Source organism: Pseudomonas sp. NBRC 111138 (assembly GCF_001320835.1).
GTDB classification, from domain to species: domain Bacteria; phylum Pseudomonadota; class Gammaproteobacteria; order Pseudomonadales; family Pseudomonadaceae; genus Aquipseudomonas; species Aquipseudomonas paracarnis.
In genome coordinates this window covers 1-26638 of the sequence record NZ_BCBO01000026.1, presented here as the reverse complement: position 1 = coordinate 26638, position 26638 = coordinate 1, and the positions used below count along the sequence as shown (strand labels likewise).

Here is a 26638-nt window from a genome sequence, read left to right as displayed (position 1 = left end):
ATCAAGATCACAAGCAGATCAAAAGCAAGATCAAGAGCGGCTCGCTTCGCATCGTGGTTACGGTGTTGGTGCCTATGCCGCGATGGCGTGAGTCAGTCAGTCAGTCAGTCAGTCAGTCAGTCAGTCAGAAATAGAGTGACTGGCCCACCGCATTCGCGGGCAAGCCCGTTCCCACAGGTTTGACTGGCGTGTGGCCCTATTTATGCGTTTAGCCGTACTTGTTTTTCCAGCTCAAGCTTCAAGCCTGGTTCAAGTTTCAGTTGGCGTGCCAGTTCGTCCAGGTAGGCTTTTTCCATGAAGTTTTCTTCGTCCACCAGCATCACGCTGGCGATGTACATTTCGGCGGCCATTTCCGGGGTGCTGGCGGCGCGGGCAACGTCGGTGGGGTCCAGGGGCTTGTCGAGTTCGGCGTGCAGCCAGTGTTGCAGCTCCTGGTCGTTGTCCAGCTTGGTAAATTCGCCTTCGATCAAGGCGCGCTCGCGCTCATCCACATGCCCATCAGCCTTGGCCGCGGCCACCAGTGCCTTGAGAATGCCCTGGCTGTGTTGCTCCACCTGGTCAGCCGGCAGGCGGTCGATGGTTTGAGGCTCGCCTTGGGGCGCGTTGACCTGCTGGGCTTGCCAGTTGCCGTAAGCCTTGTAGGCAATCACACCCAGTGCGGCCAGGCCGCCGTAAGTGAGCGCCTTGCCGCCGAATTTACGCGCCTTCTTGTTGCCCAGCAGCAAGCCCATGGCCCCCGCCGCCAGGGCGCCGCCGCCGGCACCGCCGAGCATGCTGCCGAGCCCGCCACCGCTGAGCAAGCCGCCGAGGGCGCCCTTGTCATTGGATTTGCGTTGGCCGCCGGCCTTGTTTTGCAACATGTCCTGGCCAGACTTGAGCAACTGATCGAGCAATCCACGGGTATTCATTCGTAGCCTCCAGACACTTGGGTTCGTAGGACCAATAGGCCTCCAGCGTAAAACTAAGTGCCAAAAAGCCGCGATCTAGAGTGCTTCCAGATGTAACGTTCTCCTGCGATGCTGGAAATGTCTTGTTGCACATGCAACGCCATCATCCCGCCATCAACCAATTTGCCTTGTTCATCGAACCGCTTAAGCTATCCGGCGTCTGTTTATTGTCCGTTGCGTTTGGCCGAAGGCATGTCCGAACCGTTATTTCTGATCCGCTACGTGCCAGGAACGGCGCGGGATTTGCTCACGACAGGTTGTCTCTATGCACCGCAGGAATTTGCTCAAAGCATCCATGGCCATTGCGGCTTACACCGGTTTGTCGGCCAGTGGCCTGCTGGCCGCGCAGGCCTGGGCCGGGAATCGGGCTGCCGATGGCAAAGCCGTGGCGTTCGATTTCGAATCGCTCAAGGCCCAGGCCAAGCAATTGGCCACCCGTGGCTACCAGGACACTAAGCAGGTGCTGCCGCCGACCCTGGCCACCATGACCCCGCAGAATTTCAACGCCATCGGCTATGACCGTAACCATTCGCTGTGGAAGGAGTTGAACGGCCAACTGGACGTGCAGTTCTTCCACGTCGGCATGGGCTTCAAGACGCCGGTGCGCATGCACAGCGTCGACCCAAAGACCCGTGAAGCCCGCGAAGTGCATTTTCGCCCTTCACTGTTCAACTATGAAAAAACCACGGTGGACACCCAGCAACTGACCGGGGATCTGGGTTTCTCCGGCTTCAAGCTGTTCAAGGCGCCGGAGTTGGACCGCCATGACGTGCTGTCGTTTCTCGGCGCCAGCTACTTCCGTGCGGTGGACTCCACCGGCCAGTACGGCCTCTCGGCGCGTGGCCTGGCGATTGATACCTACGCAAAAAAACGCGAGGAATTCCCCGATTTCACGCAGTTCTGGTTCGAAACTCCGGACAAGGACGCCACGCGCTTTGTGGTCTACGCCCTGCTCGACTCGCCAAGCGCCACCGGCGCCTACCGCTTCGATATCGACTGCCAGGCCAACCAAGTGGTGATGGCGATCGACGCGCACATCAATGCGCGCACCGCCATCGAGCAACTGGGCATCGCGCCCATGACCAGTATGTTCAGCTGCGGCACCCATGAGCGCCGCATGTGCGACACCATCCACCCGCAAATCCACGACTCGGACCGCCTGGCCATGTGGCGCGGCAACGGCGAGTGGATCTGCCGGCCCCTGAACAACCCGGCCAAGCTGCAATTCAACGCGTTCGCCGACACCAACCCCAAAGGCTTCGGCCTGGTGCAGACCGACCATGAGTTCGCCAGCTACCAGGACACCGTCGACTGGTACAGCAAACGCCCAAGCCTGTGGGTTGAACCGACCACGGCCTGGGGCGAAGGCTCCATCGACTTGCTGGAAATCCCCACCACTGGCGAAACCCTGGACAATATCGTGGCCTTCTGGACCCCGAAAAAGCCCGTGGCCGCCGGTGATTCGCTCAACTACGGCTACAAGCTGTACTGGAGCGCACTGCCGCCGGTGAGCACGCCGCTGGCACAGGTCGACGCGACCCGTTCGGGCATGGGCGGCTTTACCGAAGGCTGGGCACCCGGCGAGCATTATCCGAAGGTATGGGCGCGGCGTTTCGCCGTAGACTTCAAGGGCGGCGGCCTGGATCGCCTGCCAGCGGGCACCGGCATCGAGCCGGTGGTGACTTGTTCCCATGGTGAGGTGAAGGATTTCAGCGTGCTGGTGCTGGATAACATCAAGGGCTATCGCATCCTGTTCGACTGGTACCCCACCAGCGACAGCGTGGAACCCGTCGAATTGCGCCTGTTTATACGAACCCAGGACCGCACCCTGAGTGAAACCTGGCTGTATCAGTACTTCCCGCCAGCACCGGAGCAGCGCAAGTACACCTGAAATTAACCGCCTGATCATTCCCACGCCGCAGCGTGGGAATGATCACAGGTGGCTTAGAACCGCGACACGCTTTTCATCGCACCAATCAGATACCGCATCGCCACCTGATCGCTCTCGGTCAGCGCCCGGTATTGCACCAGCAACTCCATCTCATCTGAACTCAACCTTCGACCCCGCAAGGACATCCGACGGCTCAGAAAAGACGCCACCGCACCCGCTACGCCATAGGACTTGGCCATGGACCGCTACTCCTGATATCAGTCAAACACTCCTGGTGCCCATTTCCAAACTCCCGGGAAGCGCAACGGCTTCGCGGACCAACCGCCTGTCTCCCTGGGCCAGGAGTCGGGCTTACCCTTAGCGTAGAAACTATCTCATCATTCGTGGGACTTTTTTAGAGTATTAACTTAAAAAATAACGGCGGTAATAAAAACCTACAGCCATTACTCACGCAGGGGTCGATACAGGTGAATGTCTAGCGGTTCTTGCGCATAAAGCTCAGCGTGGGGTTGCTGCAACAGACGGCAACCATGGCGCAGGTAAAAGTCCACAGTGTTACGCGACTCCGTCGCCGAGATATAGAGCGCTTGGGCCCCCACTTGCCGGCCGTGCTCGCAAGCCAGCGCCAACAACCGACCGCCCAGGCCAGAACCGCGGGCACTGTGGCTGACATGCAGGAATTTCAGCTGCCGCATCAGCAGGCCCTGGTGATGGAACGGCCGATTGTCCACCACCACTGCGGCAACCAGCACCTGGCCGTCGAATACGCCCCACAACCACCCGCCGCGCTGGAGGCAGGCACGCAGCGCCACCGCATCCTGTTCAGCCTCGCCTTCGGGCCAGCCGCGCATATCATGATGTGTGGCATACAACACCAGTTCGCCGCAGTCCATGCGATAGCACGCCGGGATCAGCTCCGTACGATCGATGGTTGCCAGCAAAGGGATATCGTCTTCGGTTAACGCGCGTTCCACCAGCATAAGCTTCTCCTGCTTAACAACCGCCAAGGATCAACCTTCCTATAAACGCGAGCAAGAAAAAACCCACCGTATCAGGGTGGGTTTGGCACAGAGGTAAGTAGGGTCAATCCCGCAGATCCGACTCATGGATCGGCTGGTCCCGATGGGTTGCCCGCTGGTACTGCGCCGGCCAGATGGCTTTGCGTCCGCCCAGGTCATCGTCGGCATGCAACGGCCAGTACGGGTCGCGCAGCAGTTCACGGGCCAGAAAAATAATGTCAGCCTGGCAGGTACGCAGGATGTGCTCGGCCTGGGCCGGTTCGGTAATCATGCCGACCGTGCCGGTGGCGATGCCCGATTCCTTGCGCACGCGCTCGGCGAAGCGCGTCTGGTAGCCGGGGCCGGTGGGAATCTCGGCATTGGCGGCGGTACCACCGGACGACACGTCGATCAGATCCACCCCGAGGTCTTTCAGGCGGCGCGCCAATTCCACGGTCTCATCCGGGTTCCAGCCGTCTTCCACCCAATCGGTTGCCGACACGCGTACAAACAGCGGCAACTCCTCAGGCCACACGGCGCGCACGGCCTTGGTGACTTCCAGCACCAGGCGAATGCGGTTTTCGAAGGAGCCGCCGTAGTGGTCCTGACGCTGGTTGCTGATCGGCGAGAGAAACTGGTGCAGCAGGTACCCGTGGGCGGCATGGATTTCCACCACCTCAAAGCCTGCGGTCAAGGCGCGCCTGGCGGCGGCGACAAAGTCGGCGATTACTTGCTGGATCTGTGCTTCGTCCAGTGGCTTGGGCTGGGTGTGATTGGGGTCGAAGGCAATCGGCGAGGGCCCCACCGGCACCCAGCCGCCCTCCTCCGGCTTGACGCTGCCGTGTTTGCCGATCCATGGCCGGTGGGTGCTGGCCTTGCGCCCGGCGTGGGCCAATTGAATACCCGCCACCGCGCCCTGGGCCGCGATAAAACGGGTGATGCGCCGCAATGGTTCGATCTGGGTGTCGTTCCACAGGCCCAGGTCCTGGGCGGTGATACGGCCATCGGCGGTCACCGCCGTGGCCTCGGTAAAAATCAGCCCGGCGCCACCCACAGCCCGGCTGCCGAGGTGCACCAGGTGCCAGTCATTGGCCAGGCCATCGTCGCTGGAGTATTGGCACATGGGTGAAACCGCGATGCGGTTGAGCAGGGTCAATTGGCGCAGGGTATAAGGTTCGAGCAGCTGACTCATGGCGCACCTCTTCTGGGTTCTGTGGGCACTGTTCAACAGTGCATAGAGCCTAGTCGACAACCATCGTTTGCACAGGGTTCAGAAAGGAAAGCGGGAGCCGATTGCCGGCTCCCGGTAGGCAGCGCCTTACATCTCGACCTGGGTGCCCAACTCGATCACACGGTTGACCGGCAGTTTGAAGAACCGCAGGTTGCCGTTGGCGTTTTTCAACATGAAGGCAAACAACACTTCACGCCAACGGGCCATGCCTTTGATGCGCGAGGCAATTACCGTTTCACGGCTGAGGAAGTAGGTGGTGCGCATCGGGCTGAAGTCCAGGTCATCCAGATGGCACAGTTTCAGCGCTTCAGGCACGTCCGGTTCATCGGTGAACCCGAAGTGCAGGATCACCCGGAAGAAGCCTTCGCCATAGGCATCCACCTCGAAGCGTCGCGCCGCAGGCACCCGTGGAATGTCTTCGTAGACCACGGTCAACAGCACCACCTGCTCATGCAGCACCTGGTTATGCAGCAGGTTGTGCAACAGCGCATGGGGCACGGCGTCGGGCCGCGCGGTGAGGAACACCGCCGTGCCCTGAACGCGATGGGGCGGCTGTACGCGGATACTGCTGATAAAGATCGGCAACGGCAGGCCACCCTCGTCGAGACGGCCGACCAGCAATTGCTTGCCGCGCTTCCAGGTGGTCATCAGCACGAACAGCACGATCCCGGCCAGTACCGGGAAGGCGCCGCCCTGGAGGATCTTCGGCGCGTTGGCGGCGAAGAACAGGCCATCCACCAACAGGCAGCAGAGCAACAGCGGCACGGCCAGCACCGGTGGCCACTTCCACAGCAGCAGCATCACCGCCGACACCAGGATGGTAGTCATCAGCATGGTGCCCGTCACAGCTACGCCGTAGGCCGAGGCCAGAGCGCCGGAGGATTCGAAACCCAGCACCAGCAAGATCACGCCGACCATCAACGACCAGTTCACTGCACCGATGTAGATCTGGCCCTGTTCGGCACTGGAGGTGTGCTGGATATGCATGCGCGGGATGTAACCCAGCTGGATCGCCTGGCGGGTCAACGAGAACGCGCCGGAAATCACCGCCTGGGAAGCAATCACCGTGGCCATGGTGGACAAGCCCACCAACGGGACCAGTGCCCAGCTCGGCGCCAGCAGGTAGAACGGGTTGCGCGCCGCTTCCGGATCGCCCAGCAGCATCGCGCCCTGGCCAAAATAGTTCAGCACCAGCGCCGGCAGCACCAGCAGGAACCAGGCGCGGGCGATGGGTTTGCGGCCAAAGTGGCCCATGTCGGCGTACAACGCTTCAGCGCCGGTCAATGCCAGCACCACCGCGCCGAGGATCGCCACGCCAATACCGGGGTGAACCATGAAGAAGCGCACGCCCCATGCCGGGTTCAGCGCATTGAGCACTTCGGGCTGCTGCAGGATGCCGTACACCCCCAGGCCGCCCAATACCAGGAACCAGGTAACCATCACCGGGCCAAACAGCTTGCCGATGCGGTCGGTGCCGTGTTTCTGGATCAGGAACAGCGCCACCAGCACCACCAGGGCAATGGGCACTACCCATTTTTCCAGGCCGTCGAACGCCAGTTCCAAGCCTTCGATGGCCGACAACACCGAAATTGCCGGGGTGATCATACTGTCGCCGTAGAACAACGCCGCGCCACACAGGCCACACACCACCAGGAAACTGCGCAATTTCGTGTGCTTCCCGGCAGCTCGCCGGGCCAACGCGGTGAGGGCCATGATGCCGCCCTCGCCCTGGTTGTCGGCACGCAGCACGAACAATACGTACTTGATCGACACCACCCAGATCAGCGACCAGAAGATCAGCGCCAGGATCCCCAGGACGCCGTCATGGTTGACCTGCACCCCATAACCACCGTTGAACACCTCTTTAAGGGTGTAGAGCGGGCTGGTCCCGATATCGCCATAAACCACCCCGACCGCCGCTACCAGCATGCCAATCGGCTTGGCTTTTGAATGCTCGGCACCTGCTGCCTGACTACTTGCCTGACCCATCAACCACTCCTGCCCTTTGACCTGAGGTCTTTTATAAACAGCGCTTCTAAGCTGACCCTAGCATGCGCCGTTTTACTTCTCGTAACAGACGTTTTATTGACCCAAGGGCTTTACCCGTGCGCAACGGCGCGAAGCATAGCGCAGCACTCGTCGTATTTCCCCGTTCAAGTGAACGGGGTGTCGTTTTAGGCAATCAGTCATAGCGGGCACAGCAGCACTTTGGCGCCTTTTTGCCTGCATTGATCACATTTACGGCCAACCGTATATTCCTGGCCCGGCTCAGTCGTGCTGCGTGGGTGGTGTGAGCAGGAGCGCCTTGGCCGGATTACCTGATCAGTCATTCGTGCATTCGCATGGCGCGCAGTCGATATAAAAACTCAACTATCGGACTGTCTCTTTTAAGGTACACTCCTCATGTACGAAGTGAAACACGTACTGTCAATCAACGGCGTGGATATCTACCAGGCTTGGCTGGATACAGTGCAGGACAGGCGTTCGAAAGCAAGAATCACCACCAGAGTGGATCGAGCGTCCCTTGGTCACTTTGGCGTTACCGAGCCAGTGGGTGATGGGGTCTTTGAGATGAAGCTCGATTTCGGCCCGGGGTTTCGCGTGTATTACGCCGTCCAGGATCGAAAAATCATTTTCCTATTGGGCGGTGGTTCGAAGGCCAAACAGCAGAACGATATCGATCAGGCCAAGGCTCTCTGGAAATCTTACAAGGTGCAGCAAAAATGACCATTCGTACCCGCCCGCACGAAGATAGCGTTCTGGAAATGCTTCGCAACGACGAAGCATTCGCCCTCGAATATTTATCTGTCGCGCTTGAGGAAATAGATGAAGCCGGTGGCGAGGACGCTTTCCTTGTCGCTATCCGTCGAGTGGCGGAAGCCCGTGGTGGGATGCTCAGCTTGTCGCAGAACACAGGACTCAATAGAGCAAACCTCTACAGGTCCATCGGCGTCGGCGGGGATCCTAAGCTCTCCACTTTGCTTAAAGTCCTCCAGGCGTTAGGTGTGGGCATGTCTAAAGTGGTATCGCACCGAACCGAACAAGACATCCGGGCTTAAGCGCGCGCCAGTGGCTATGGGGATGACCCGGCGCAGCACTCGTCGTATTTCCCTGCATAAAGCTGGTCAAGTGCGTTGCCCACCGATAGAATTGCGCACTTTTTGATCAGAGGCGCACCAAGCGCCCATCCGTTGCCTTGTCGTGCACGACCGGCAGCGTCATTCAATACCGAGGTTAGACATGTCCACCACCATCGCAAAAGCCAACCCCAAGGTTGGCTTTGTTTCCCTGGGTTGCCCGAAGGCGCTTGTCGACTCCGAGCGCATCCTCACGCAATTGCGTATGGAAGGCTACGACGTCGTGTCCACTTACCAGGACGCCGATGTGGTGGTGGTCAACACCTGCGGCTTCATCGACTCGGCCAAGGCCGAATCCCTGGAAGTGATCGGCGAAGCCATCAAGGAAAACGGCAAGGTCATCGTGACCGGCTGCATGGGGGTGGAAGAAGGCAATATCCGCAACGTGCACCCGAGCGTGCTGGCCGTGACCGGCCCGCAGCAGTACGAGCAGGTGGTCAACGCCGTGCACGAAGTGGTGCCGCCACGTCAGGACCACAACCCGCTGATCGACCTGGTGCCGCCCCAGGGCATCAAACTGACCCCGCGTCACTACGCGTACCTGAAGATTTCTGAAGGCTGCAACCACAGCTGCAGCTTCTGCATCATCCCGTCGATGCGCGGCAAGCTGGTGAGCCGTCCGGTCGGTGATGTGCTTGATGAGGCCCAGCGCCTGGTCAAGTCTGGCGTCAAGGAGCTGCTGGTGATCTCCCAGGACACCAGCGCTTACGGCGTCGATGTGAAATACCGCACCGGCTTCTGGAACGGCGCGCCGGTGAAAACCCGCATGACCGAGCTGTGCGAAGCCCTCAGCAGCCTGGGCGTGTGGGTGCGCCTGCACTATGTTTACCCTTACCCGCACGTGGACGAGTTGATCCCGTTGATGGCCGCCGGCAAGATCCTGCCGTACCTGGACATCCCGTTCCAGCACGCCAGCCCGAAAGTGCTCAAGGCGATGAAACGCCCGGCGTTTGAAGACAAGACCCTGGCACGCATCAAGAACTGGCGCGAGATCTGCCCGGAGCTGATCATCCGCTCCACCTTCATCGTCGGTTTCCCCGGCGAGACCGAGGAAGACTTCCAGTACCTGTTGGACTGGCTGACCGAAGCGCAGCTGGACCGCGTCGGTTGCTTCCAGTACTCGCCGGTGGAAGGTGCACCGGCCAACCTGCTGGACTTGGCCGTGGTACCGGACGACGTCAAGCAAGACCGTTGGGAGCGCTTCATGGCGCACCAGCAGGCCATCAGCTCGGCACGCCTGCAACTGCGCATCGGCAAGGAAATCGAAGTGCTGATCGATGAAGTCGACGAGCAAGGCGCGGTGGGTCGTTGCTTCTTCGACGCCCCTGAAATTGACGGTAACGTGTTTATCGACGATGCCAGCGGCCTGAAGCCGGGTGACAAAGTCTGGTGCACCGTGACCGACGCCGACGAGTACGACTTGTGGGCTGAAAAGCGCGACTGATCGCACGGTGATAAAAAGCCTCGCCTCTGAGAAGATGCGGGGCTTTTTTAGGTCTATCGTATTGTCCATCAACCCCGAATACAGCAAGGGACAGCGGGTATGCGTCAGCATTCGGTGATTCACACACCTAAAACCAGCGACTACACGCGCCTGGTGCAGATCTGGGAGGACTCGGTACGCGCTACCCACGACTTCCTCCCGGACAGCTATATCGACATGTTGAAAAACCTGGTGCTGACCCGGTACCTCGATGCGGTCATGCTGATCTGCACCAAGGACTCATGCCAACGCATCACCGGGTTCGCCGGAGTGTCCGCGGGCAAGGTGGAAATGCTGTTTATCGACCCGCACCACCGTGGCCAGGGACTGGGCCGGCAATTGCTGGGTTACGCGATCGAACACATGAATGCCGATGAACTGGACGTCAACGAACAGAACCCCCAGGCCCTGGGCTTTTACCTCAAGCAAGGCTTCGAGGTGATCGGGCGAACAGAACATGATGGGCTTGGGCAGCCTTATCCATTGCTGCACCTGCGTCTACACCAGCAGCAACGGGCCCGTAATGCCTGAACTGTGGGAGCTGGCTTGCCTGCGAAGGCGTCGGGTCAGTCTACCCATCCGGTGCTGGTATACCGCCATCGCAGGCAAGCCAGCTCCCACATTTGACCCGTGTTGTGTCAGTTAAGTAATTGTTATGGCCCATGTGCTGAAATGGGGCCGGGATTAACCGGCGCCAGGCAGGTACAATAGCTGCCCCCTTTTGTTACGGCCCTTGTCATGACTGACCCCATACGCCTCTCCAAACGCCTTATCGAACTGGTCGGTTGCTCCCGTCGGGAGGCTGAGCTGTTTATCGAAGGCGGCTGGGTCTCGGTGGACGGCGAAGTGATCGACGAGCCGCAGTTCAAGGTCACTGACGAGAAGGTCGAGCTGGACCCGGAAGCTAAAGCCACCGCGCCAGAGCCGGTGACCATCCTGATGCACGCCCCCGCAGGCATGGATGCTGAAACCGCCATGGCCTCGATCAGCGCCGAAACCCTTTCTGAAGAGCACCGTTTCGGCAAGCGCCCGCTCAAGGGGCACTTTCTGCGCCTGAGCGCCAGCGCCGACCTGCAAGCCAAGGCCAGTGGCCTGCTAGTGTTCACCCAAGACTGGAAGATTCTGCGCAAGTTGACCGCCGATGCCGCCAAGATCGAGCAGGAATACGTGGTGGAAGTCGAAGGCGACATGGTTGCCCACGGCCTTAACCGCTTGAACCACGGCCTGACCTACAAAGGCAAAGAGCTGCCTGCCGTCAAAGCCAGCTGGCAGAACGAGAACCGCCTGCGCTTTGCGATGAAAAACCCGCAACCCGGCGTGATCGCGCTGTTCTGCGAAGCCGTTGGCCTGAAAGTCATCGCCATCCGCCGCATCCGCATCGGCGGCGTGTCCATTGGCAAGGTGCCAGTGGGCCAATGGCGTTACCTGTCCGGCAAAGAAAAGTTTTAAGCCGTTCCCTTTTCCCGACACCGCCTGATTCCGGCGGTGTCATCAGTTGAATACCAGGATTGCCCATCATGATTCACAACGACGTACTGCGCAGCGTGCGCTACATGCTCGACATCAGCGACAACAAGATGGTCGAGATCATCAAGCTCGGCGGCATGGACGTGACCAAGGAAGACCTGCTGACCTACCTCAAGAAAGATGAGGAAGAAGGCTTCGTGTTCTGCCCGGATGAAGTCATGGCTCACTTCCTCGATGGCTTGGTGATTTTCAAGCGCGGCAAGGACGAAAGCCGCCCGCCGCAGCCGATCGAAACCCCGGTGACCAACAACATCATCCTGAAAAAGCTGCGCGTGGCCTTCGAACTGAAGGAAGACGACATGCATGCAATCCTCAAGGCGGCGGAGTTCCCGGTGTCCAAGCCAGAGCTGAGCGCGCTGTTCCGCAAGTTTGGTCATACCAACTACCGCACCTGTGGCGATCAGTTGCTGCGCAACTTCCTCAAGGGCCTGACCTTGCGGGTCCGTGCCTAAGCCATGAGTTACCAGGTCTCGCCCGTCGGCTTCGTACGCTCCTGTTTCAAGGAGAAGTTCGCCATCCCGCGCCAACCGCAACTGGCACCGGCTGCCCGTGGCGTGCTGGAGCTGGTGGCGCCGTTCGACCAGGGTGAGGCGGTGCAGGGGCTGGAGCAGGTCAGCCATGTGTGGCTGCTGTTTCTGTTTCATCAGGCCCTGGAAGACAAGCCACGCCTGAAAGTGCGCCCGCCACGCCTGGGCGGCAATACGTCCATGGGCGTGTTTGCCACCCGCGCAACCCATCGCCCCAATGGCATCGGCCAGTCGGTGGTGAAGCTGGACAAGGTGGAACCGGGGCGCCTGTGGATTTCCGGCATAGATTTGCTCGATGGCACGCCGGTGTTGGATATCAAGCCGTATGTGCCTTATGCCGATATCGTGGATGCCGCCACCAACGACATCGCCAGCGATGCGCCCGCGCTGATCGGCGTGCAATGGCTCAAGGCTGCACTGCAACAGGCGCAAGGCCATGCACAGCGCCTTGGTGAACCGTTGGTGGAGCTGATTGAACAGTGCCTGGCACAGGACCCGCGGCCGGCGTATCAGGTTCCGACGTCGGAACGCGAATACGGTGTGCGGTTCTGGGATGTGGATGTGCGCTGGCACTACCCGGAGCCGGGGATGATTTGTGTGCTGGAAGTGGTTTCGGCGCAGTAAATCGCAGAAACGCAAAAGCCCGCGCTGCCTTCACAGGCAACGCGGGCTTTTCTTTGCAACGCATTCGACTGTAGGAGCGAGCTTGCTCGCGAAAAACGAGCAGGCACCGCGTTCAGTCAAGATGCCAGCGTTATCGTTGGCGTTCTTCGCGAGCAAGCTCGCTCCTACAAGTGACCCGAAGTCACTTCTCGACGAACGCACGCTCGATCAGGTAGTCACCCGGCTCACGCATCCGTGGCGAAACTTTCAGGCCGAAGCTGTTCAACACTTCGCTGGTCTCGTCCAACATGCTTGGGCTGCCGCACAGCATGGCGCGGTCGTCTTCGGGGTTGATCGGCGGCAGGCCGATGTCGCTGAACAGCTTGCCGCTGCGCATCAGGTCGGTCAGGCGGCCTTCGTTTTCGAACGGCTCGCGGGTCACGGTCGGGTAGTAGATCAACTTGTCACGCAGGGCCTCACCGAAGAACTCGTTCTGCGGCAGGTGCTCGGTGATGAATTCGCGATAGGCGACTTCGTTGACGTAGCGCACGCCGTGGCACAGGATGACTTTTTCGAAGCGCTCGTAGGTCTCCGGGTCCTGGATCACGCTCATGAATGGAGCGAGGCCAGTACCGGTGCTGAGCAGGTACAGGTGTTTGCCCGGCTTCAAATCGTCAAGCACCAGAGTGCCCGTCGGTTTTTTGCTGATGATGATCTCGTCGCCTTCCTTCAAATGCTGCAATTGGGAAGTCAGCGGGCCATCGGGCACCTTGATGCTGAAGAACTCCAGGTGCTCTTCCCAGTTCGGGCTGGCAATGGAGTAAGCGCGCATGAGCGGGCGGCCGTTGGGTTGTTGCAGGCCGATCATCACGAACTGACCGTTCTCGAAGCGCAGGCCCGGATCGCGGGTGCACTTGAAGCTGAACAGAGTGTCGTTCCAGTGATGAACACTGAGGACACGCTCGTGGTTCATGTTGCTCATGTAAGGGGGACTCCTGGAAATGGGTCTGCGCCAAAGGTATGGATGCGCAATTGCACAGCATTCTAATGGCGGCGACAATATCTGTTAACTGGATTATTAAGATAAGGGTTATCGGTTATATCGATATGCGATTTACTCTCCGTCAACTGCAAGTTTTCGTCGCCGTCGCCCAGCAGGAAAGCGTCTCGCGCGCTGCTGGCCTTCTGGCCTTATCTCAATCCGCCGCCAGCACCTCGATTACCGAGCTGGAGCGTCAATCCAGCTGCCAATTATTCGACCGCGCCGGCAAACGCCTGAGCCTCAACGCCCTCGGCCATCAGTTGCTACCCCAAGCGGTGGCGCTGCTGGACCAGGCCAAGGAGATAGAAGACCTGCTCAACGGCAAGTCAGGCTTCGGTTCCCTGGCGGTCGGAGCCACGCTGACCATAGGCAATTACCTGGCGACACTGCTGATTGGCAGCTTTATGCAGCAACACCCCGAGAGCCAGGTAAAGCTGCATGTGCAGAACACTGCCCATATCGTGCATCAGGTTGCCCACTACGAAATTGACCTGGGTCTAATTGAAGGCGACTGCAGCCACCCGGATATCGAGGTGCAGACGTGGGTAGAAGATGAGCTGGTGGTGTTCTGTGCGCCCCAGCATCATTTGGCCAAGCGTGGCGTGGCCACCATGGACGAGTTGACCCACGAAGCGTGGATCCTGCGGGAACAGGGCTCGGGCACGCGACTGACCTTTGATCAGGCAATGCGCCATCACCGCAGCGCGCTGAATATCCGCCTGGAGCTGGAACACACCGAGGCGATCAAACGGGCAGTGGAGTCGGGCTTGGGGATTGGCTGCATTTCGCGGCTGGCGCTGCGCGATGCCTTCCGCCGTGGCAGCCTGGTGCCGGTGGAAACCCCGGACCTGGACCTGGCCCGGCAGTTCTACTTCATCTGGCACAAGCAGAAGTACCAGACCTCGGCGATGCGCGAGTTTCTCGAACTGTGCCGCGCCTTCACCGCTGGGGTGCAGCGCAGCGACGAGATCGTACTGCCGAGTATCGCGTGATCCTCAGATCAGGATCACCGCCCATACCAGGGTGATCATGGTCAGTGCCACGAATTGCGCGGCGCTGCCCATATCCTTGGCGTTTTTCGACAGCGGGTGGCGGTCCAGGGAAATACGGTCAATGGCCGCTTCTACCGCTGAGTTGAGCAATTCGACGATCAGCGCCAACAAACACACTGCAATCAGCAGCGCCCGTTCAACCCGGCTGACCTGCAGGAAAAAGCTCAAGGGGATCAGGATGACGTTCAGCAACACCAACTGGCGGAATGCCGCCTCGCCAGTGAAAGCCGCACGCAGGCCATCCAGGGAATAGCCCCCTGCGTTGAAAATACGTTTGATACCGGTTTGACCCTTGAAAGGCGACATAGATGTAGGCAACTGAACCAAAGAAGTGGGGAAGCTAGATCACGCAAAGTCAAAAAAGCGTGAAGCGGCTGTAACTTAATGTTGCGAGATAGACTCAAGTTGCTGCAAAAGCAACGCCGCCTGAGTGCGCGTACGCACGCCCAACTTACGGAAAATCGCCGTAACGTGGGCCTTGATGGTCGCTTCCGACACACTCAATTCGTAGGCAATCTGCTTGTTCAACAAACCTTCGCAAACCATGGTCAACACCCGGAACTGCTGGGGCGTCAAACTGGCCAGGCCATCGCGGGCGGCCTTGGCTTCATCGGACACATTGATTTCTTCAAACGCCTGGGGTGGCCAGGACACATCGCCGTCCAACACCGTGCGCACGGCTTTCTGGATATCTTCCATCGCGCTGGACTTGGGAATGAAACCGCTGGCACCAAACTCCTTGGAGCGCACCACCACGTCGGCTTCTTCCTGGGCCGACACCATCACCACGGGGATCTGCGGGTATTGGCCACGCAGCAGCACCAGCCCAGAAAAACCGTAGGCGCCCGGCATGTTCAGGTCGAGCAACACCAGGTCCCAGTCGGATTTTTCAGTCAGGCGGGCTTCCAGTTCGGCAATGCTGGCTACTTCGACCAAACGTACATCGGGGCCAAGGCCCAGGGTTACGGCCTGATGCAGTGCGCTGCGAAACAGCGGGTGGTCATCGGCAATCAGGATTTCGTATGTGGCCATTGGTTAAATGATCCTGTTTTTTATGGGAGCCCTGATGGGTTCAGGGTTCACCAATACACGAGGCGACGGCCGGGCAGCGATCGCCACAGGGCCCGCTCAACGTCAAAAACACATGAAACGACGTCGATAATTCACGGTTGCGCCCAATCGGCGCACAGCATGCCCAGCGTAGCCTGGAGGGTCAAGCACTACGCCCGTGGGGATTTTAGCGGGTTGCGGGCTTACAGTGCCATCATGCAAACGTCGTCTGGTTATCCCGCCGGGATGTAGGGTGCAAGGCGCGTATGCACGGTGTCTGCCGCATCCAGTGGCAGTTGGAACTTGGCAGCCAGATAATGGGTGCTGAATACATCGAGGTAGGCATCCAGCACTTCGCTGGCGACCAGGTCATCGGCCAGCTCCAGGCACAGCGCCGCCACCTCGGCGGTGCAGAAGTGGTCATCACGCTTGGAGCGCCGTAGCTTGTAACGCGACAGTTGCTCGGGTGCCAGGCTCAGCACCGGTAAATGTTCCAGATAGGGACTTTTGCGAAACATCTTGCGCGCTTCGCTCCAGGTGCCGTCCAGCAGGATGAACAGTGGGCGCTTGCCCTCCTCCACGCGCACTTCACTGACCACCCGTTGCGGCGCCACGAATTCACCGGGAAATACGATGTAGGGTTGCCACTGCGGGTCGGCCAGCAACCTGAGCAACTCGGGGTCGACTTCGGTACGCGACCAGGCAAACGCGGTGGTGTCGTGTATGACATCGGCGATCAGCCAGCCCGTGTTACTGGGCTTCATCGGTTCAACGTCATGCATCAATAGGCACATGGCGGACTTGGCTTCTACCTGAGGCCGCCAGGCACACAGGCAGTACTCAGGAATGACCCGACAGCCGGGACAGCGCTCAGCACGGGAACCCCGATTGAGAAACGGCCTGACGGCACGCGCCAGACGCTGGGTACGCAAACGGGAGACGGCGTGACTCATCGGGCACGCGGCGCAGTAGAAGAAATCGACACGGAACAAACTCGTGAAAAACAGAAGTCCCGCAGTTTACCAGCGATACGCCTGGCTGTAGTGGCAAGGGCTCACCTATAATTGCGCGCCACTGAACGCACAGCCCAGTGGCTGGTCTATGCACCAGTAACCGAATCAGGAGAGTTTCATGCTGCGTTCCATGCTGCGCCTTGTTGCCCCATCCGTCGCCCTTGCGCTGGTCTTGCCTATGGGCGCCCACGCGGCCTCGCTGCTGGAGGCTCAAATGAACAAGAAGCTGCAAAGCGTCGCGGCCGAAAGCAACAAGGACCTGCCCCGGGAAATCGATGAAAAAACCCTGGAAGTCGCCTACACCGTTGAAGGGATGCAACTGATCGATCACCTCAGCGTGCTGCCTGACCGTGCCGAACAGATGCGCGCCAACCCCAAGGCTGTGTATTTCCAGCTGGGCCGCAGTGTGTGCACCAACCCGGGCTACCGCGAGCTGATGGCCAAAGGCGCAGTGATGCGCTACGAAATTACCGAGAACAAGACCAATCGCCCGGTGGCTTCCGTCAAGTTCGCAGAGGCCGATTGCCCGGCTCCGGCGAAAAAGAAAAAGTAACCTCTGCTTGACCCTCCCGCGCTGCTTCCCAGCGGCGCGCACGCTTCCTCTGCGTTTGCCACCAACGACTAAACTGCGTAATGAACCCCCAATAAGCGGTTGCCAGCCAAGGGTTTTTCGGCCCATGATCAGTTCATCCCAGATGCCCGCCCACCACAGTTTTTAATGCTGTTCTGTCATATTTTCAGGGCAAAAAAAGGCCTGCCCTCTTGCGGCATGCCGCGACACAAGCAGTGTCGTGGCCCAGGCGACGTTCTCGTCGACTACCCAGGCCCTGTAAAGAAGGAGAAATTGAATGCCTTATGAATCGAATGATTTGCTGCTTCGTCATTTTGAAGAAAACGGGACCGACCTCACTCAGCAGGTCGACGCACAAATTCAGTTGATCGCCCCCAACAGCCCGAATATCCCTCTTTATCGAGACATGATCCTCACCGTCCTGCGTATGGCCCAGGACGACCGTGATCGCTGGAACGCCAAGATCACCCTGCGTGCCATCCGTGAACTGGACCATGCCTTTCGGGTGCTCGAACAATTCAAGGGCCGGCGCAAAGTCACGGTATTCGGCTCGGCGCGTACGCCAGTGGAAAGCCCGCTGTATGCGCTGGCCCGAGAGGTGGGTGCGGCGTTGGCACGTTCCGACCTGATGGTCATCACCGGTGGCGGTGGCGGGATCATGGCCGCAGCCCACGAAGGCGCGGGCCTGGAGCACAGCCTGGGGTTCAATATCACCCTGCCCTTTGAACAGCATGCCAACCCAACCATTGATGGCACCGACAACCTGCTGTCATTCCACTTCTTCTTTACCCGTAAGCTGTTCTTCGTCAAAGAAGCCGACGCGCTGGTGTTGTGCCCTGGCGGCTTCGGCACCCTCGACGAGGCATTGGAAGTGCTCACCCTGATCCAGACCGGCAAGAGCCCGCTGGTGCCGGTAGTGCTACTGGATGCGCCGGGCGGTGGATTCTGGCAAGGCGCCCTGGATTTCATCCGCAGCCAGCTGGAAGCCAATCGCTATATCCTGCCCACCGACCTCAAACTGGTCCGCCTGGTCTACAGCGCCGAAGAGGCGGTGGACGAAATCAACCAGTTCTACGCCAACTTCCACTCCACCCGTTGGCTTAAGCGTGAGTTTGTGGTGCGCATGAATCATCCACTGAGTGACCGCGCCCTGGCCCATATGCAGCAAGCGTTTGCCAGCTTGCGGCTCAGTGGCGAGTTCCAGCAACTCGCCTATACGGGCGAAGACCATGACGAACCGAGGTTCAGCCATTTGACGCGTTTGGTGTTCAATTTCAACGGTCGCGATCAGGGGCGATTGCGGGAGTTGGTGGATTACATCAACCTGCCGGAGAACTGGGCACAGGCCCAGGGCAAGGCACAGCAACGGATGACACCAGAAACAGCGTGATTTTTTGCAGGCAAAAAAAAAGGCCCACTATTTTCATAGTGGGCCTTTTGTTTTTTGCTCAGTCGTCCATATCCCGACCGCTCAATAAGCGGCTGATCATGTCCATCGAAAACCCGCGATAACTCAAGAAGCGACCTTGCTTCGCACGCTCCTTGGCATCAATAGGAAGATGCCCAGCAAACTTGCGACGCCAGGTTTCCTCCAACTGCGACTGCCAACTGATACCGCACTCACGTAGCGCAAGGTCAATATCGGCACGTTGCAGTCCACGCTGGCTCAACTCTTCGCGAATCCGCGCAGGTCCATAACCGGAGCGTGCGCGGTAAGACACAAAGCTTTCGAGGTAACGGGCTTCCGACAACAGCCCTTCTTCCGTCAACCGGTCGAGGGCTGTTTCGATCATCTCAGGCTCTGCGCCGCGCTGACGCAACTTACGTGTCAGTTCGACTCGACCATGCTCGCGGCGAGCGAGCAGGTCCATCGCAGTGCGCCGAACGGCGACGAGTGTATCCAGTACAACAGTCATCGCTTGCTTCAGACGTCAGTATCGGCTTCTTCCATTTCATCTACCGGCTCGCGGTTGGCAGCCGCCTTCACGTCCGGCGCTGCGGTCAACAGCTTGTCGCGGATCTGCTTCTCAAGCGTGGCAGCGATATCCGGGTTATCCGCCAGGAACTTGGCCGAGTTGGCCTTGCCCTGACCGATCTTGCTGCCGTTGTAGGCATACCAGGCACCGGACTTCTCGACGAAACCGTGCAGTACGCCCAGGTCGATCATCTCGCCGTTCAGGTAGATACCCTTGCCGTAGAGAATCTGGAACTCAGCCTGACGGAATGGCGGGGCCACTTTGTTCTTCACGACCTTGACGCGGGTTTCGCTACCGACAACCTCGTCACCTTCCTTCACCGCGCCCGTACGGCGGATATCCAGACGGACCGAAGCGTAGAACTTCAGCGCGTTACCACCGGTGGTGGTTTCCGGGCTGCCGAACATCACGCCGATCTTCATACGGATCTGGTTGATGAAGATCACCAGGCAGTTGGCGTTCTTGATGTTACCGGTAATTTTACGCAGCGCCTGGGACATCAGGCGGGCTTGCAGGCCCACGTGCATGTCGCCCATTTCGCCTTCGATTTCAGCCTTGGGCACCAGGGCTGCCACGGAGTCGACCACGATCACGTCGATGGCGTTGGAGCGCACCAACATGTCGGTGATTTCCAGGGCTTGCTCGCCGGTGTCCGGCTGGGAAACCAGCAGGTCATCAACGTTGACGCCCAGCTTGCCGGCGTATTCAGGATCCAGGGCGTGCTCGGCGTCGACGAACGCACAGGTGGCGCCCATTTTCTGCGCCTGGGCAATCACCGACAGGGTCAGGGTGGTTTTACCGGAAGATTCAGGACCGTAGATTTCAACGATACGGCCTTTTGGCAGGCCGCCAATGCCGAGCGCGATGTCCAGACCCAGAGAGCCAGTGGAAATAGCCGGGATCGCCTGACGGTCGTGATCGCCCATACGCATTACGGCACCCTTGCCGAATTGACGTTCGATCTGACCCAGGGCCGCAGCCAAGGCTTTCTTCTTGTTGTCGTCCATTAAAGTCCTCACGTAATCAATAAGGCCTGACGGCCAACACCTGTATAAGTAGACAGTATTGTTCCACAAAGATCCAAGATCGCCTACCCCTGATTGTCTATTTCTGCTGCAGCTCGTCGCAACAAGCCCTCCAGCGCGGCTTTTACCGTTTGTCGGCGGACCTCGTCGCGGTTGCCGGTGAAGTGCGCAAGCTCAGCCGTCACCTCTTCGCCCACGGCAAAAGCCAGCCAAACGGTGCCCACCGGCTTGTCCGGCGAACCGCCATCGGGGCCGGCAACACCGCTGACCGCCACGGCAAACCGCGCCAGGCTTTTTTCCTGCGCGCCGCGGGCCATCGCCTCCACCACTTCCTGGCTGACGGCCCCGACTTTGGCGAACAGTTTTTCCGGTACATTCAACTGCCGGGTCTTCTGTCGGTTGGAATAAGTGACATAGCCCGCCTCGAACCAGGCCGAACTGCCCGGGATCCGCGTGATGGCTTCGGCGATGCCGCCGCCGGTACAGGACTCGGCAGTGGTGACGTGGGCACTGAGCACCTGCAAACGGCGACCCAGTTCGGCAGCCAGTTGAGTGATTTCCTTCACGGTCGTCTCCAGGAATGGGCGGGGGTTTGCCTACCCTACAGGAGCCCATCGACCATGCAAGGTACAGAGTGCATCAAGACGCTAATGCGCGACGGCCTGCACGTAGGCCTGGCAAGCACGCAAGGCGATCAGGGCGTTATCGCCGTCGTCGGTGATGCGGATAATTCGCTGAGCATGCGCCGGGTCAAGTCGGGCTCGCGAGGTTGCATGAACCACGCCGCCGGGGCTGGGGGCGGCAGGCACTGTGCAGCCAGTGGTGACGGTGGCGAGAAGGACTGACAGCCGCACATCAGCAGTGGCCAGGCGATCGCGCAGAGCCGCTTGATTACGCAGGGCATCGTTCAATTCCTGAATGTGTTGGTGATCGCTGGTAGAGATTTGCTGTTCAAGGGCCAGGCGTTTGGCCTGTTCAGCCTGTTGTTGCTGAAGAATTGCCTGGCTTTGTTGGCTGAGCGCCTGTGTATGTCGGACCGATTGCAGCTCCAGCTGCGCCCCGTATCGCCACGCCTGCACCTGCCAAACAAGCGCCATGAGCAGGCACACACCGACCAAGCGAAACGCACCTAGGAAACGCATAGCACCGCCTTCGCTCGCACCCACAACCGCAAACGATCGTCCAGACCGTTGAGCCCACCATTGATACGGCGAGTGATGGTGGTGAACTGGTCTTTGTCGGCGAGCTCATTGAGGCCGTTGCTTTGCCAGAACCAGGCGGCAGATTCGCAGGCCCACTGTGGCTGCTCCAGCAATTTTGGTTGTCGCAGCAGACGATCGTCACCAAACAGAGCTTGGCTGCACGCCATGTAATTACGGCGCCCGGTGATCTGGATCAGCCCCCTGCCCCGATACATTTGCCCATCACCGTCCGCCTCAGGGGTGTTGCCCAGCCGCGCGGCCAAGCTGCCGGTGTCATATTTGCTCAAGTATTGATCACTGCCCAATTCGCGCACGTACTGCAACTGGGCAGACTCGTGGCCGATTTGGGCGAGGAAGGCGGCGACGCGACGGGCCGTATTGATCTGATGCCCCGCAAAGGCCGCATTTAGAAAGGTTAAAAAAATGCCCGCGCGAAGACGGGCTCCAGGCATGACACCCAGAAGCTGAGCATGTGTGATTACCATGGGTTTTACTCTAAGGAAGGATCTACACCGACAAACCGCTGGCCTGGACCGTACTCCGATAGCCACCTTTTCGCTCGCCCTTGGATTTCACCGTTTTAATCGACCAGCGCCCTTGCATGAACCCCGGCCACGACTCATCCAGCAGCAACAGGCCTTCAGCAGCCAACGAAGGATTACCAGGGCAGACCACATCGATCTGCAACCCTTCGCGCCCCACCCGCCGCATCTCTCCCTGCGCCGCCGAGCGTGCTTCGTCCTCGCTCTGGTATCGCTGTGTCACCACTTTGAAGGGTGCGATGCCCACCTTGACGACACGCTGTTTTCCGGCTGCCGCGTCCCACCATGACGTTTGCGCGCCGTTGTATTTGGCACGGCTGGTTTCGGTGAAACTGGCGCTGATGAACGCGCGGTCACCTGGACGATTGTCATGGGTAATCGACAACCGTACATCCGGCAATGCCTTGCCCGACAGCGTCTTGATCTGGCCTTTGCGCCCCAGTACATACAGCTCATCGACAGGCTTGGCCACCGCATCGAAGCGCTTGGCCAGGCGCGTCAGAAAGGCCATGTCGCTTTCATTGGTCTGATCGATGTGCGCGATCGGCTCACCGTCGAGTTCAGGCGCCACACGCGGTGAAAAACCATATCGGGTGGTCAGTTGGCGAAACAGCGCACCCAGGGTTATCGGCCCATGGCTGGCGGTGCGGCGCTGTTTGAATTCGTGCTCGTCGAACGGTGCCGCCGTGGCCACCAGCACCAGTCGCAATGGGAACATCGACGGCGTGCGCTGGGTGATCTTGAACACGCCCTTATCCACCAGGCCCGATTCCAGGTAGCCAATACGCAGGCCAATTTTGCCGCCCAGATCGGGCAGCCCTTCAAGCCCCTCGATATCGAGGGTCAACTTCAGTTGATCAGATACAAACCCCGCTGCGTCGGTATGCTCCCAATCCAAGAGCCTCTCGTTGAATAACGCGGCATTGGCTCCGTATAGCTCCACTACAGGTGTAAATCCGAGTGCCATGATGGCTCCTTAATCCCAGGCGGAAACCGGCCGACTCGCAACCGGTTGCGCGTCCAATTCGGGCACCAGCACGCTGACGCCCGCCGGCAGTACCGCGCCCTGTTCGGCCAACTCCGGGTTCAAGCGCCACAACGCTTCTTCTGCGGCATCATCACTGCGCCCCAGTTCGCGGTAGAGCAACAGGTTCACCGAGTCGCCGGCAATACTTCGAACCCTACGCATTGACGAACTCCTCCAGTAACAATGTCCAATTGATCACCATGGCCGTCCCGTCGTCGATCACGCTGGCTTGTTTTTCACTGATCGACTGGATGGTCCATAGCCCCCAGTTACGCCCCAACCCGTCCACCAAAGGCAACGGCGCCCGCAGGGCCTGCAGGGTGCGCAACTCATCCAGGCGCGCCATGCCATCGGCACGCGCAGCCTTGCCGCCCAATGCCAGCGTTTCGAGCCCCTGGCCGACCTGGCTGGATTTAGGTTTGCCGGCAATGATGTCGAGACTGACCCAGCCCCCGCTGCTACCACGATCAAGCGTGTCGTAGGCGAACCCACGGGACAGCCCGAAAATAAAAGTACCCAAGACCATCTGTTGTCGCATCACACAGCTCCATCGGTGAGTGCTGCGCCGCGTCGGGTCGCCAGCAGGTTGTCCATCGACAGCGGGGTAAATTGCGCTTCGATCTGTTGCACCACGAGCGCCGCCAGTTGTTGATGGCTGGCTTGCTCAGGCGCGGTGATGGTGATTTGCGGGGCGAAGTTGATTTGGCGGTTGTCGGCCTGAGGGGCGTTGAGGTTTTTGCTGACCTCCGTGGGGGATGGCAGGCGATCGCCCGTCCCCATCACTTTTTCAGCCAGCCACGCACCGACGTCACTGCCCACGAAAGTGCCCACGGCGCCACCGACTACCTTACCGATTGCGCCCCCGGCGACGCCGCCCATCACACCGCCCAACACTGTGCCGGCACCCGGAACAACCGAACCGATAACAGCTCCCGCCAGCGTGCCGACCGCTCGGCCTATCGCCATCCCGGCCACATCACCGACGACACCGCCGGCAACACCGCCGCCGATGGAGCCCACGCTAGTGCCAACCGCTTGACCCAGGTTTCCGGTCATCGCGCCTTGCGTCATCTCGACACCGGCCTGGGCCACCACCAAACCCAGGGGGACCCCTTTGGCCAGCTTGCTCACCTTCGCCGCCTTGCCAGAGATGCCAGGGCCGGAAGCAGACGGGCGATTACCGTTGTGCCCGTCATTACTCGGGGCGTTGCGCTGGCTGTCCGGCGGTGTGGTTTTATTCCCGGCTGCCGGCCCCTCTCCGAGCACTTTCCCTGCGACCTTTTCGAAAATCTTGTCCTTCACGGCACCGAAAACACCGGAAACCACCGGGATCAGCACCGCCCCCGCCAGGGTGACGGCAGCGGCAGCCTTGGGCAGGCCTTCCGCGAGCCAAGCCACGCCACTGACCAGGCCGTTCATTGCGGTCAGCGAGGCATCCACAACGGGGGCCAGCGCTGTATCAGAGGCGGTGCTCAAGCGTGTGGTACTGGCCTCGTAGGCTTGCCGACGTGCGTAAGTAGAGTCCGCACGAACCGCGGCCGAACGCAGCACCGAACCTTGGTCGCCCAGCGTCGAAGTGGCGTAGGTGGATTTTTCTGCGACCAGCGAAAAGGCCTGTTTCACGCTGTCGATCACCGGTACCAGGCTCAGAATCGTCTGGTTGCCGTCGAACAACTGGGTCGCCAGCACCGCCTGCCTTTCGGCAGGTTGCGACTTGAGCGCCTCCAGCACCGTAAGCACGGCCTGTGGGGCGTCCTGTTTCATGCCCGCCGCGAGTACTTTTGGATCAAGCTTGAGCTCTGCCCAGGCACTGCGTTGCCCTGCAGAGGCGTTGTCGCCTTTAGCCAGGACGGCGCTGATTTTTTCCAGCCCGGCACCAGCAACAACCTTGCTGTTACCTGCGCTCAACAACGCCGCCGAAAGCGCTGCAGCCTGTTCGGGACTCATGCCCGCAGCCTTCGCGGCAGCGCCTTGGAGTTGCACAACAGCGCCGATATCCGCCGATTCGGCCTTGAGCGATACCTGGGTGCCCAGCACGTTTGTTGCGTCGGCAAGGTCCAAGGCTTGTGCGCGATCAAGGTGCATTGACTCGCGCCAGCCGCCCATGATTTCGCCGGCATTTTTGACGTCGATCTTGAACGCCGTCGCCAGGATCGCAGCGTCGCGAGCGAACTGCTGCAGGTCTGCCCGGCGCCCAACGGGGTCGATATTGCCCGAAGCGTCCTTGCGATCACTGCCGATACCGGAACGGGCGGCGGCATACTCGACCTTTGCGAGGTCGACGGCACTGGCACCACTGGCAGCCACCACCGGCTCGGACGCCATGGCAAGGTTGGCTTCACGCAATGCCTTGCGCTCATGCCGGGCAAGCATCAACAGTTGGTCAATATCGGTCATCGCGGCGTCCAGCGCCTGCGAGGGTGTGCGCTTGTCTGTAGGCGCGACGGTCTTCGTACCCTCTGCGTTCCCGGCAGTTTGAGCTTGCCGGGCTTCCATCACCTTGAGCAACGAGACGTTGAACAGCTCCAGCGTATCGACCAACCGGACCTGCCCGTCCGCCAGATGCTTGATCTGCAAGCTGGCATCGGCCAATGCCAGGGCCAAACTCGCCGCACTCCCCGGGGCCCCCTCAAGCGGGCTCGGCAGCGCTTGGGTGATAGGTTTGAGACTAGCGTGCATTCCTGTCATCTGAAGTGCGCCCTGAGTCATCACGCCGTCCTTGGCAATGGCTGACCCTGCTCCATGATTACTATCTGCCATTGCGCTCTACTCCTGTTTGACGCCAAGACGACTGATTGCGATGTCGTAGCGGCGCAATGCTTTGCCGGCTTCCCAATCGAGGATTTCCGCTTCGTTTACCGAGTAAACCAGCGGCACTACATCGAGGATCACTTCGATGTCGCGCTCCGAAAGAAGTCCGCCGGTTTGTTTAAAAAATCGTCGATGCGCTCCTGCAGCTCGGTCCAGTCGGGCACGGTCAGGCCGGCAAGATCGGGAATCATCAGGCCGGTGCAATGGGCGGTGATGAACTCGGCACGCTCTTTGTTAGTGGCTAGCTTTTTCATCACCTTGGTAGCGCGCAGGGCGGGCATTTCCAGGGGCAGTTCGGTCAGGGTTCGGCCGGCGGCTTCCAGGGGTAATAGCAGGTGGACAGGCTGGTCGTGGGTCGTCACGTCCTGTTCTTTCAAGAAGAACGAGGCCGGGCGCGTCGACATTTCGTGTACGTACTGCGCAATGCTCACGTAGTCCGGGCGTTTGAGTTGGTCGAGTTCTTTTTCCGACAGGCCGGTGGCGAGTTTCGCCAGTTCGAAGAACTGGTCGTCCTCGTCATCACCGGCCCGGGCCAGCGCGTCTTTTTGCGCGGCGTAGAACAACGGTTTGAGTTGAACCTGCTCGATCATTGCACCGGTGTCGGCGGTGATCGGGGACAGCAGGATGTGCAACGGTGGCATCCAGGCCATGGGGCAATTCCTTGTTGAACGGTATTGAAAAGTGCGAAAAATCTAAACCTGAGCATGGCCCCTGTGGGAGCTGGCTTGCCTGCGATGGCATCCACTCGATACACCAGGGATACCGAGTCGCCTGCATCGCAGGCAAGCCAGCTCCCACCTTGACCGTGCTCGCTTCAGATTGCGCCGGCCCTTAAGGCATCAGCACGGCGCGGCGGGCATCGCCAAGAATGTCGACGCCGTTGAGCACGAACTTCTGGGTGCGCACATCGATGTCGATCACCGAAATGCCATTTTCCAGACGGTTGTAGGTACGGCAGGACAGCTCCAGCGTGGTGGTGGCCT

General features: G+C 59.7%; 32 protein-coding genes. 11 read left to right on the top strand and 21 right to left on the bottom strand.

The window, feature by feature from the left end; translation table 11 throughout:
- Nucleotides 1-200: 200 nt before the first annotated feature.
- Nucleotides 201-908: a tellurite resistance TerB family protein gene (locus APH41_RS05045; protein ID WP_054917810.1), complete on the bottom strand. Its 708-nt coding sequence runs from the start codon at nt 906-908 to the stop codon at nt 201-203.
- Nucleotides 909-1212: 304 nt separating this feature from the next.
- On the opposite strand from APH41_RS05045, the gene APH41_RS05040 reads away from it, so the two are divergent.
- The gene (locus APH41_RS05040; RefSeq protein ID WP_054917809.1) at nt 1213-2838 is read left to right on the top strand and encodes a glucan biosynthesis protein D; all 1626 of its coding nucleotides are present in this window, start codon (nt 1213-1215) and stop codon (nt 2836-2838) included.
- A gap of 53 nt (nt 2839-2891) precedes the next feature.
- Here the strand turns inward: APH41_RS05040 and APH41_RS05035 are convergent, their stop codons facing one another.
- The 4 genes from APH41_RS05035 to APH41_RS05020 form a co-directional block, all read right to left on the bottom strand.
- Complete coding sequence (locus APH41_RS05035) at nt 2892-3077, bottom strand: hypothetical protein (protein WP_014717190.1); 186 nt, start codon at nt 3075-3077, stop codon at nt 2892-2894.
- A 204-nt stretch (nt 3078-3281) separates the two neighbouring features.
- Nucleotides 3282-3818 (bottom strand): GNAT family N-acetyltransferase, encoded by a 537-nt coding sequence (locus tag APH41_RS05030; RefSeq protein ID WP_054917808.1) that lies wholly within the window; start codon nt 3816-3818, stop codon nt 3282-3284.
- 103 nt (nt 3819-3921) lie between these two features.
- Nucleotides 3922-5028, bottom strand: a complete 1107-nt coding sequence (locus APH41_RS05025) for an NADH:flavin oxidoreductase/NADH oxidase (protein ID WP_034126499.1) — start codon at nt 5026-5028, stop codon at nt 3922-3924.
- 126 nt (nt 5029-5154) lie between these two features.
- Complete coding sequence (locus tag APH41_RS05020) at nt 5155-7056, bottom strand: potassium transporter Kup (protein WP_014717187.1); 1902 nt, start codon at nt 7054-7056, stop codon at nt 5155-5157.
- 414 nt (nt 7057-7470) lie between these two features.
- Between APH41_RS05020 and APH41_RS05015 the strand changes: the two genes are divergently transcribed.
- From APH41_RS05015 to tsaA, 7 genes are all read left to right on the top strand, one after another.
- Nucleotides 7471-7794 (top strand): type II toxin-antitoxin system RelE/ParE family toxin, encoded by a 324-nt coding sequence (locus tag APH41_RS05015; RefSeq protein WP_054917806.1) that lies wholly within the window; start codon nt 7471-7473, stop codon nt 7792-7794.
- Nucleotides 7791-8126, top strand: coding sequence for an addiction module antidote protein (locus APH41_RS05010; RefSeq protein WP_014717185.1), 336 nt, complete (start codon nt 7791-7793; stop codon nt 8124-8126). The genes APH41_RS05015 and APH41_RS05010 overlap by 4 nt, the downstream gene beginning before the upstream one ends.
- A 181-nt stretch (nt 8127-8307) precedes the next feature.
- A complete protein-coding gene (gene rimO / locus APH41_RS05005; protein ID WP_003231334.1) occupies nt 8308-9648 on the top strand; it encodes a 30S ribosomal protein S12 methylthiotransferase RimO in 1341 nt (446 codons plus the stop codon).
- Nucleotides 9649-9747: 99 nt separating this feature from the next.
- Nucleotides 9748-10218: a GNAT family N-acetyltransferase gene (locus APH41_RS05000; RefSeq protein WP_034126495.1), complete on the top strand. Its 471-nt coding sequence runs from the start codon at nt 9748-9750 to the stop codon at nt 10216-10218.
- Nucleotides 10219-10425: 207 nt separating this feature from the next.
- Entirely contained in the window at nt 10426-11136 is a 711-nt protein-coding gene (locus tag APH41_RS04995; RefSeq protein ID WP_014717183.1) for an rRNA pseudouridine synthase, read from the top strand.
- 68 nt (nt 11137-11204) lie between these two features.
- Nucleotides 11205-11666 carry a DUF1456 family protein gene (locus APH41_RS04990; RefSeq protein ID WP_005785469.1) on the top strand — a complete coding sequence of 154 codons (462 nt, stop codon included), beginning with the start codon at nt 11205-11207 and terminating at the stop codon, nt 11664-11666.
- Between the two features lie 3 nt (nt 11667-11669).
- Nucleotides 11670-12365: a tRNA (N6-threonylcarbamoyladenosine(37)-N6)-methyltransferase TrmO gene (tsaA, locus tag APH41_RS04985; protein WP_054917804.1), complete on the top strand. Its 696-nt coding sequence runs from the start codon at nt 11670-11672 to the stop codon at nt 12363-12365.
- Between the two features lie 181 nt (nt 12366-12546).
- Here tsaA and fpr read toward each other — a convergent pair whose 3' ends face one another.
- Nucleotides 12547-13326 carry a ferredoxin-NADP reductase gene (fpr, locus tag APH41_RS04980; RefSeq protein ID WP_003189055.1) on the bottom strand — a complete coding sequence of 260 codons (780 nt, stop codon included), beginning with the start codon at nt 13324-13326 and terminating at the stop codon, nt 12547-12549.
- A 125-nt stretch (nt 13327-13451) separates the two neighbouring features.
- Here fpr and APH41_RS04975 point away from each other — a divergent pair, with 125 nt between their 5' ends.
- Nucleotides 13452-14378, top strand: coding sequence for a LysR family transcriptional regulator (locus tag APH41_RS04975; protein ID WP_003189054.1), 927 nt, complete (start codon nt 13452-13454; stop codon nt 14376-14378).
- Between the two features lie 3 nt (nt 14379-14381).
- Here the strand turns inward: APH41_RS04975 and APH41_RS04970 are convergent, their stop codons facing one another.
- The 3 genes from APH41_RS04970 to APH41_RS04960 all read right to left on the bottom strand — a co-directional run bounded on the left by APH41_RS04970 (nt 14382) and on the right by APH41_RS04960 (nt 16441).
- A complete protein-coding gene (locus APH41_RS04970) occupies nt 14382-14744 on the bottom strand; it encodes a diacylglycerol kinase (protein ID WP_003189051.1) in 363 nt (120 codons plus the stop codon).
- 75 nt (nt 14745-14819) lie between these two features.
- Nucleotides 14820-15470, bottom strand: a complete 651-nt coding sequence (gene erdR / locus APH41_RS04965) for a response regulator transcription factor ErdR (RefSeq protein WP_003189050.1) — start codon at nt 15468-15470, stop codon at nt 14820-14822.
- Nucleotides 15471-15721: 251 nt separating this feature from the next.
- Nucleotides 15722-16441: a tRNA-uridine aminocarboxypropyltransferase gene (locus tag APH41_RS04960; RefSeq protein ID WP_054917802.1), complete on the bottom strand. Its 720-nt coding sequence runs from the start codon at nt 16439-16441 to the stop codon at nt 15722-15724.
- A gap of 178 nt (nt 16442-16619) precedes the next feature.
- On the opposite strand from APH41_RS04960, the gene APH41_RS04955 reads away from it, so the two are divergent.
- Both APH41_RS04955 and APH41_RS04950 read left to right on the top strand, forming a co-directional pair.
- Nucleotides 16620-17054, top strand: coding sequence for a PA3611 family quorum-sensing-regulated virulence factor (locus APH41_RS04955; RefSeq protein ID WP_034126491.1), 435 nt, complete (start codon nt 16620-16622; stop codon nt 17052-17054).
- Between the two features lie 295 nt (nt 17055-17349).
- Nucleotides 17350-18462: a TIGR00730 family Rossman fold protein gene (locus APH41_RS04950; protein WP_034126490.1), complete on the top strand. Its 1113-nt coding sequence runs from the start codon at nt 17350-17352 to the stop codon at nt 18460-18462.
- 58 nt (nt 18463-18520) lie between these two features.
- Here the strand turns inward: APH41_RS04950 and recX are convergent, their stop codons facing one another.
- From recX to APH41_RS04890, 12 genes are all read right to left on the bottom strand, one after another.
- Nucleotides 18521-18988, bottom strand: coding sequence for a recombination regulator RecX (gene recX, locus APH41_RS04945; protein WP_034126489.1), 468 nt, complete (start codon nt 18986-18988; stop codon nt 18521-18523).
- A gap of 8 nt (nt 18989-18996) precedes the next feature.
- Nucleotides 18997-20055 carry a recombinase RecA gene (recA, locus tag APH41_RS04940; protein WP_014717176.1) on the bottom strand — a complete coding sequence of 353 codons (1059 nt, stop codon included), beginning with the start codon at nt 20053-20055 and terminating at the stop codon, nt 18997-18999.
- 83 nt (nt 20056-20138) lie between these two features.
- Nucleotides 20139-20639 (bottom strand): CinA family protein, encoded by a 501-nt coding sequence (locus APH41_RS04935; RefSeq protein ID WP_054897099.1) that lies wholly within the window; start codon nt 20637-20639, stop codon nt 20139-20141.
- 81 nt (nt 20640-20720) lie between these two features.
- Nucleotides 20721-21215: a lysis system i-spanin subunit Rz gene (locus APH41_RS27905; RefSeq protein WP_034126487.1), complete on the bottom strand. Its 495-nt coding sequence runs from the start codon at nt 21213-21215 to the stop codon at nt 20721-20723.
- A complete protein-coding gene (locus APH41_RS04920) occupies nt 21203-21760 on the bottom strand; it encodes a glycoside hydrolase family 19 protein (RefSeq protein WP_034126486.1) in 558 nt (185 codons plus the stop codon). The genes APH41_RS27905 and APH41_RS04920 overlap by 13 nt, the downstream gene beginning before the upstream one ends.
- Nucleotides 21761-21782: 22 nt before the next feature.
- On the bottom strand, nt 21783-22784 hold the full coding sequence (locus APH41_RS04915; protein ID WP_054917800.1) for a contractile injection system protein, VgrG/Pvc8 family: 1002 nt from the start codon (nt 22782-22784) through the stop codon (nt 21783-21785).
- Nucleotides 22785-22793: 9 nt separating this feature from the next.
- The gene (locus tag APH41_RS04910) at nt 22794-23006 is read right to left on the bottom strand and encodes a tail protein X (protein WP_014717172.1); all 213 of its coding nucleotides are present in this window, start codon (nt 23004-23006) and stop codon (nt 22794-22796) included.
- Nucleotides 22999-23382 carry a phage tail protein gene (locus APH41_RS04905; RefSeq protein ID WP_034126484.1) on the bottom strand — a complete coding sequence of 128 codons (384 nt, stop codon included), beginning with the start codon at nt 23380-23382 and terminating at the stop codon, nt 22999-23001. The genes APH41_RS04910 and APH41_RS04905 overlap by 8 nt, the downstream gene beginning before the upstream one ends.
- Nucleotides 23382-25523, bottom strand: coding sequence for a phage tail tape measure protein (locus APH41_RS04900; RefSeq protein ID WP_082430421.1), 2142 nt, complete (start codon nt 25521-25523; stop codon nt 23382-23384). Before APH41_RS04900 ends, APH41_RS04905 begins: the two co-directional genes overlap by 1 nt.
- An 87-nt stretch (nt 25524-25610) precedes the next feature.
- Complete coding sequence (locus APH41_RS29300; RefSeq protein WP_014717169.1) at nt 25611-25736, bottom strand: hypothetical protein; 126 nt, start codon at nt 25734-25736, stop codon at nt 25611-25613.
- Nucleotides 25733-26305 carry a phage tail assembly protein gene (locus APH41_RS04895; RefSeq protein WP_054917796.1) on the bottom strand — a complete coding sequence of 191 codons (573 nt, stop codon included), beginning with the start codon at nt 26303-26305 and terminating at the stop codon, nt 25733-25735. The genes APH41_RS29300 and APH41_RS04895 overlap by 4 nt, the downstream gene beginning before the upstream one ends.
- Nucleotides 26306-26486: 181 nt before the next feature.
- Nucleotides 26487-26638, bottom strand: a 152-nt coding sequence (locus APH41_RS04890) for a phage major tail tube protein (protein WP_177333550.1), incomplete at its 5' end; no start/stop codon positions are given.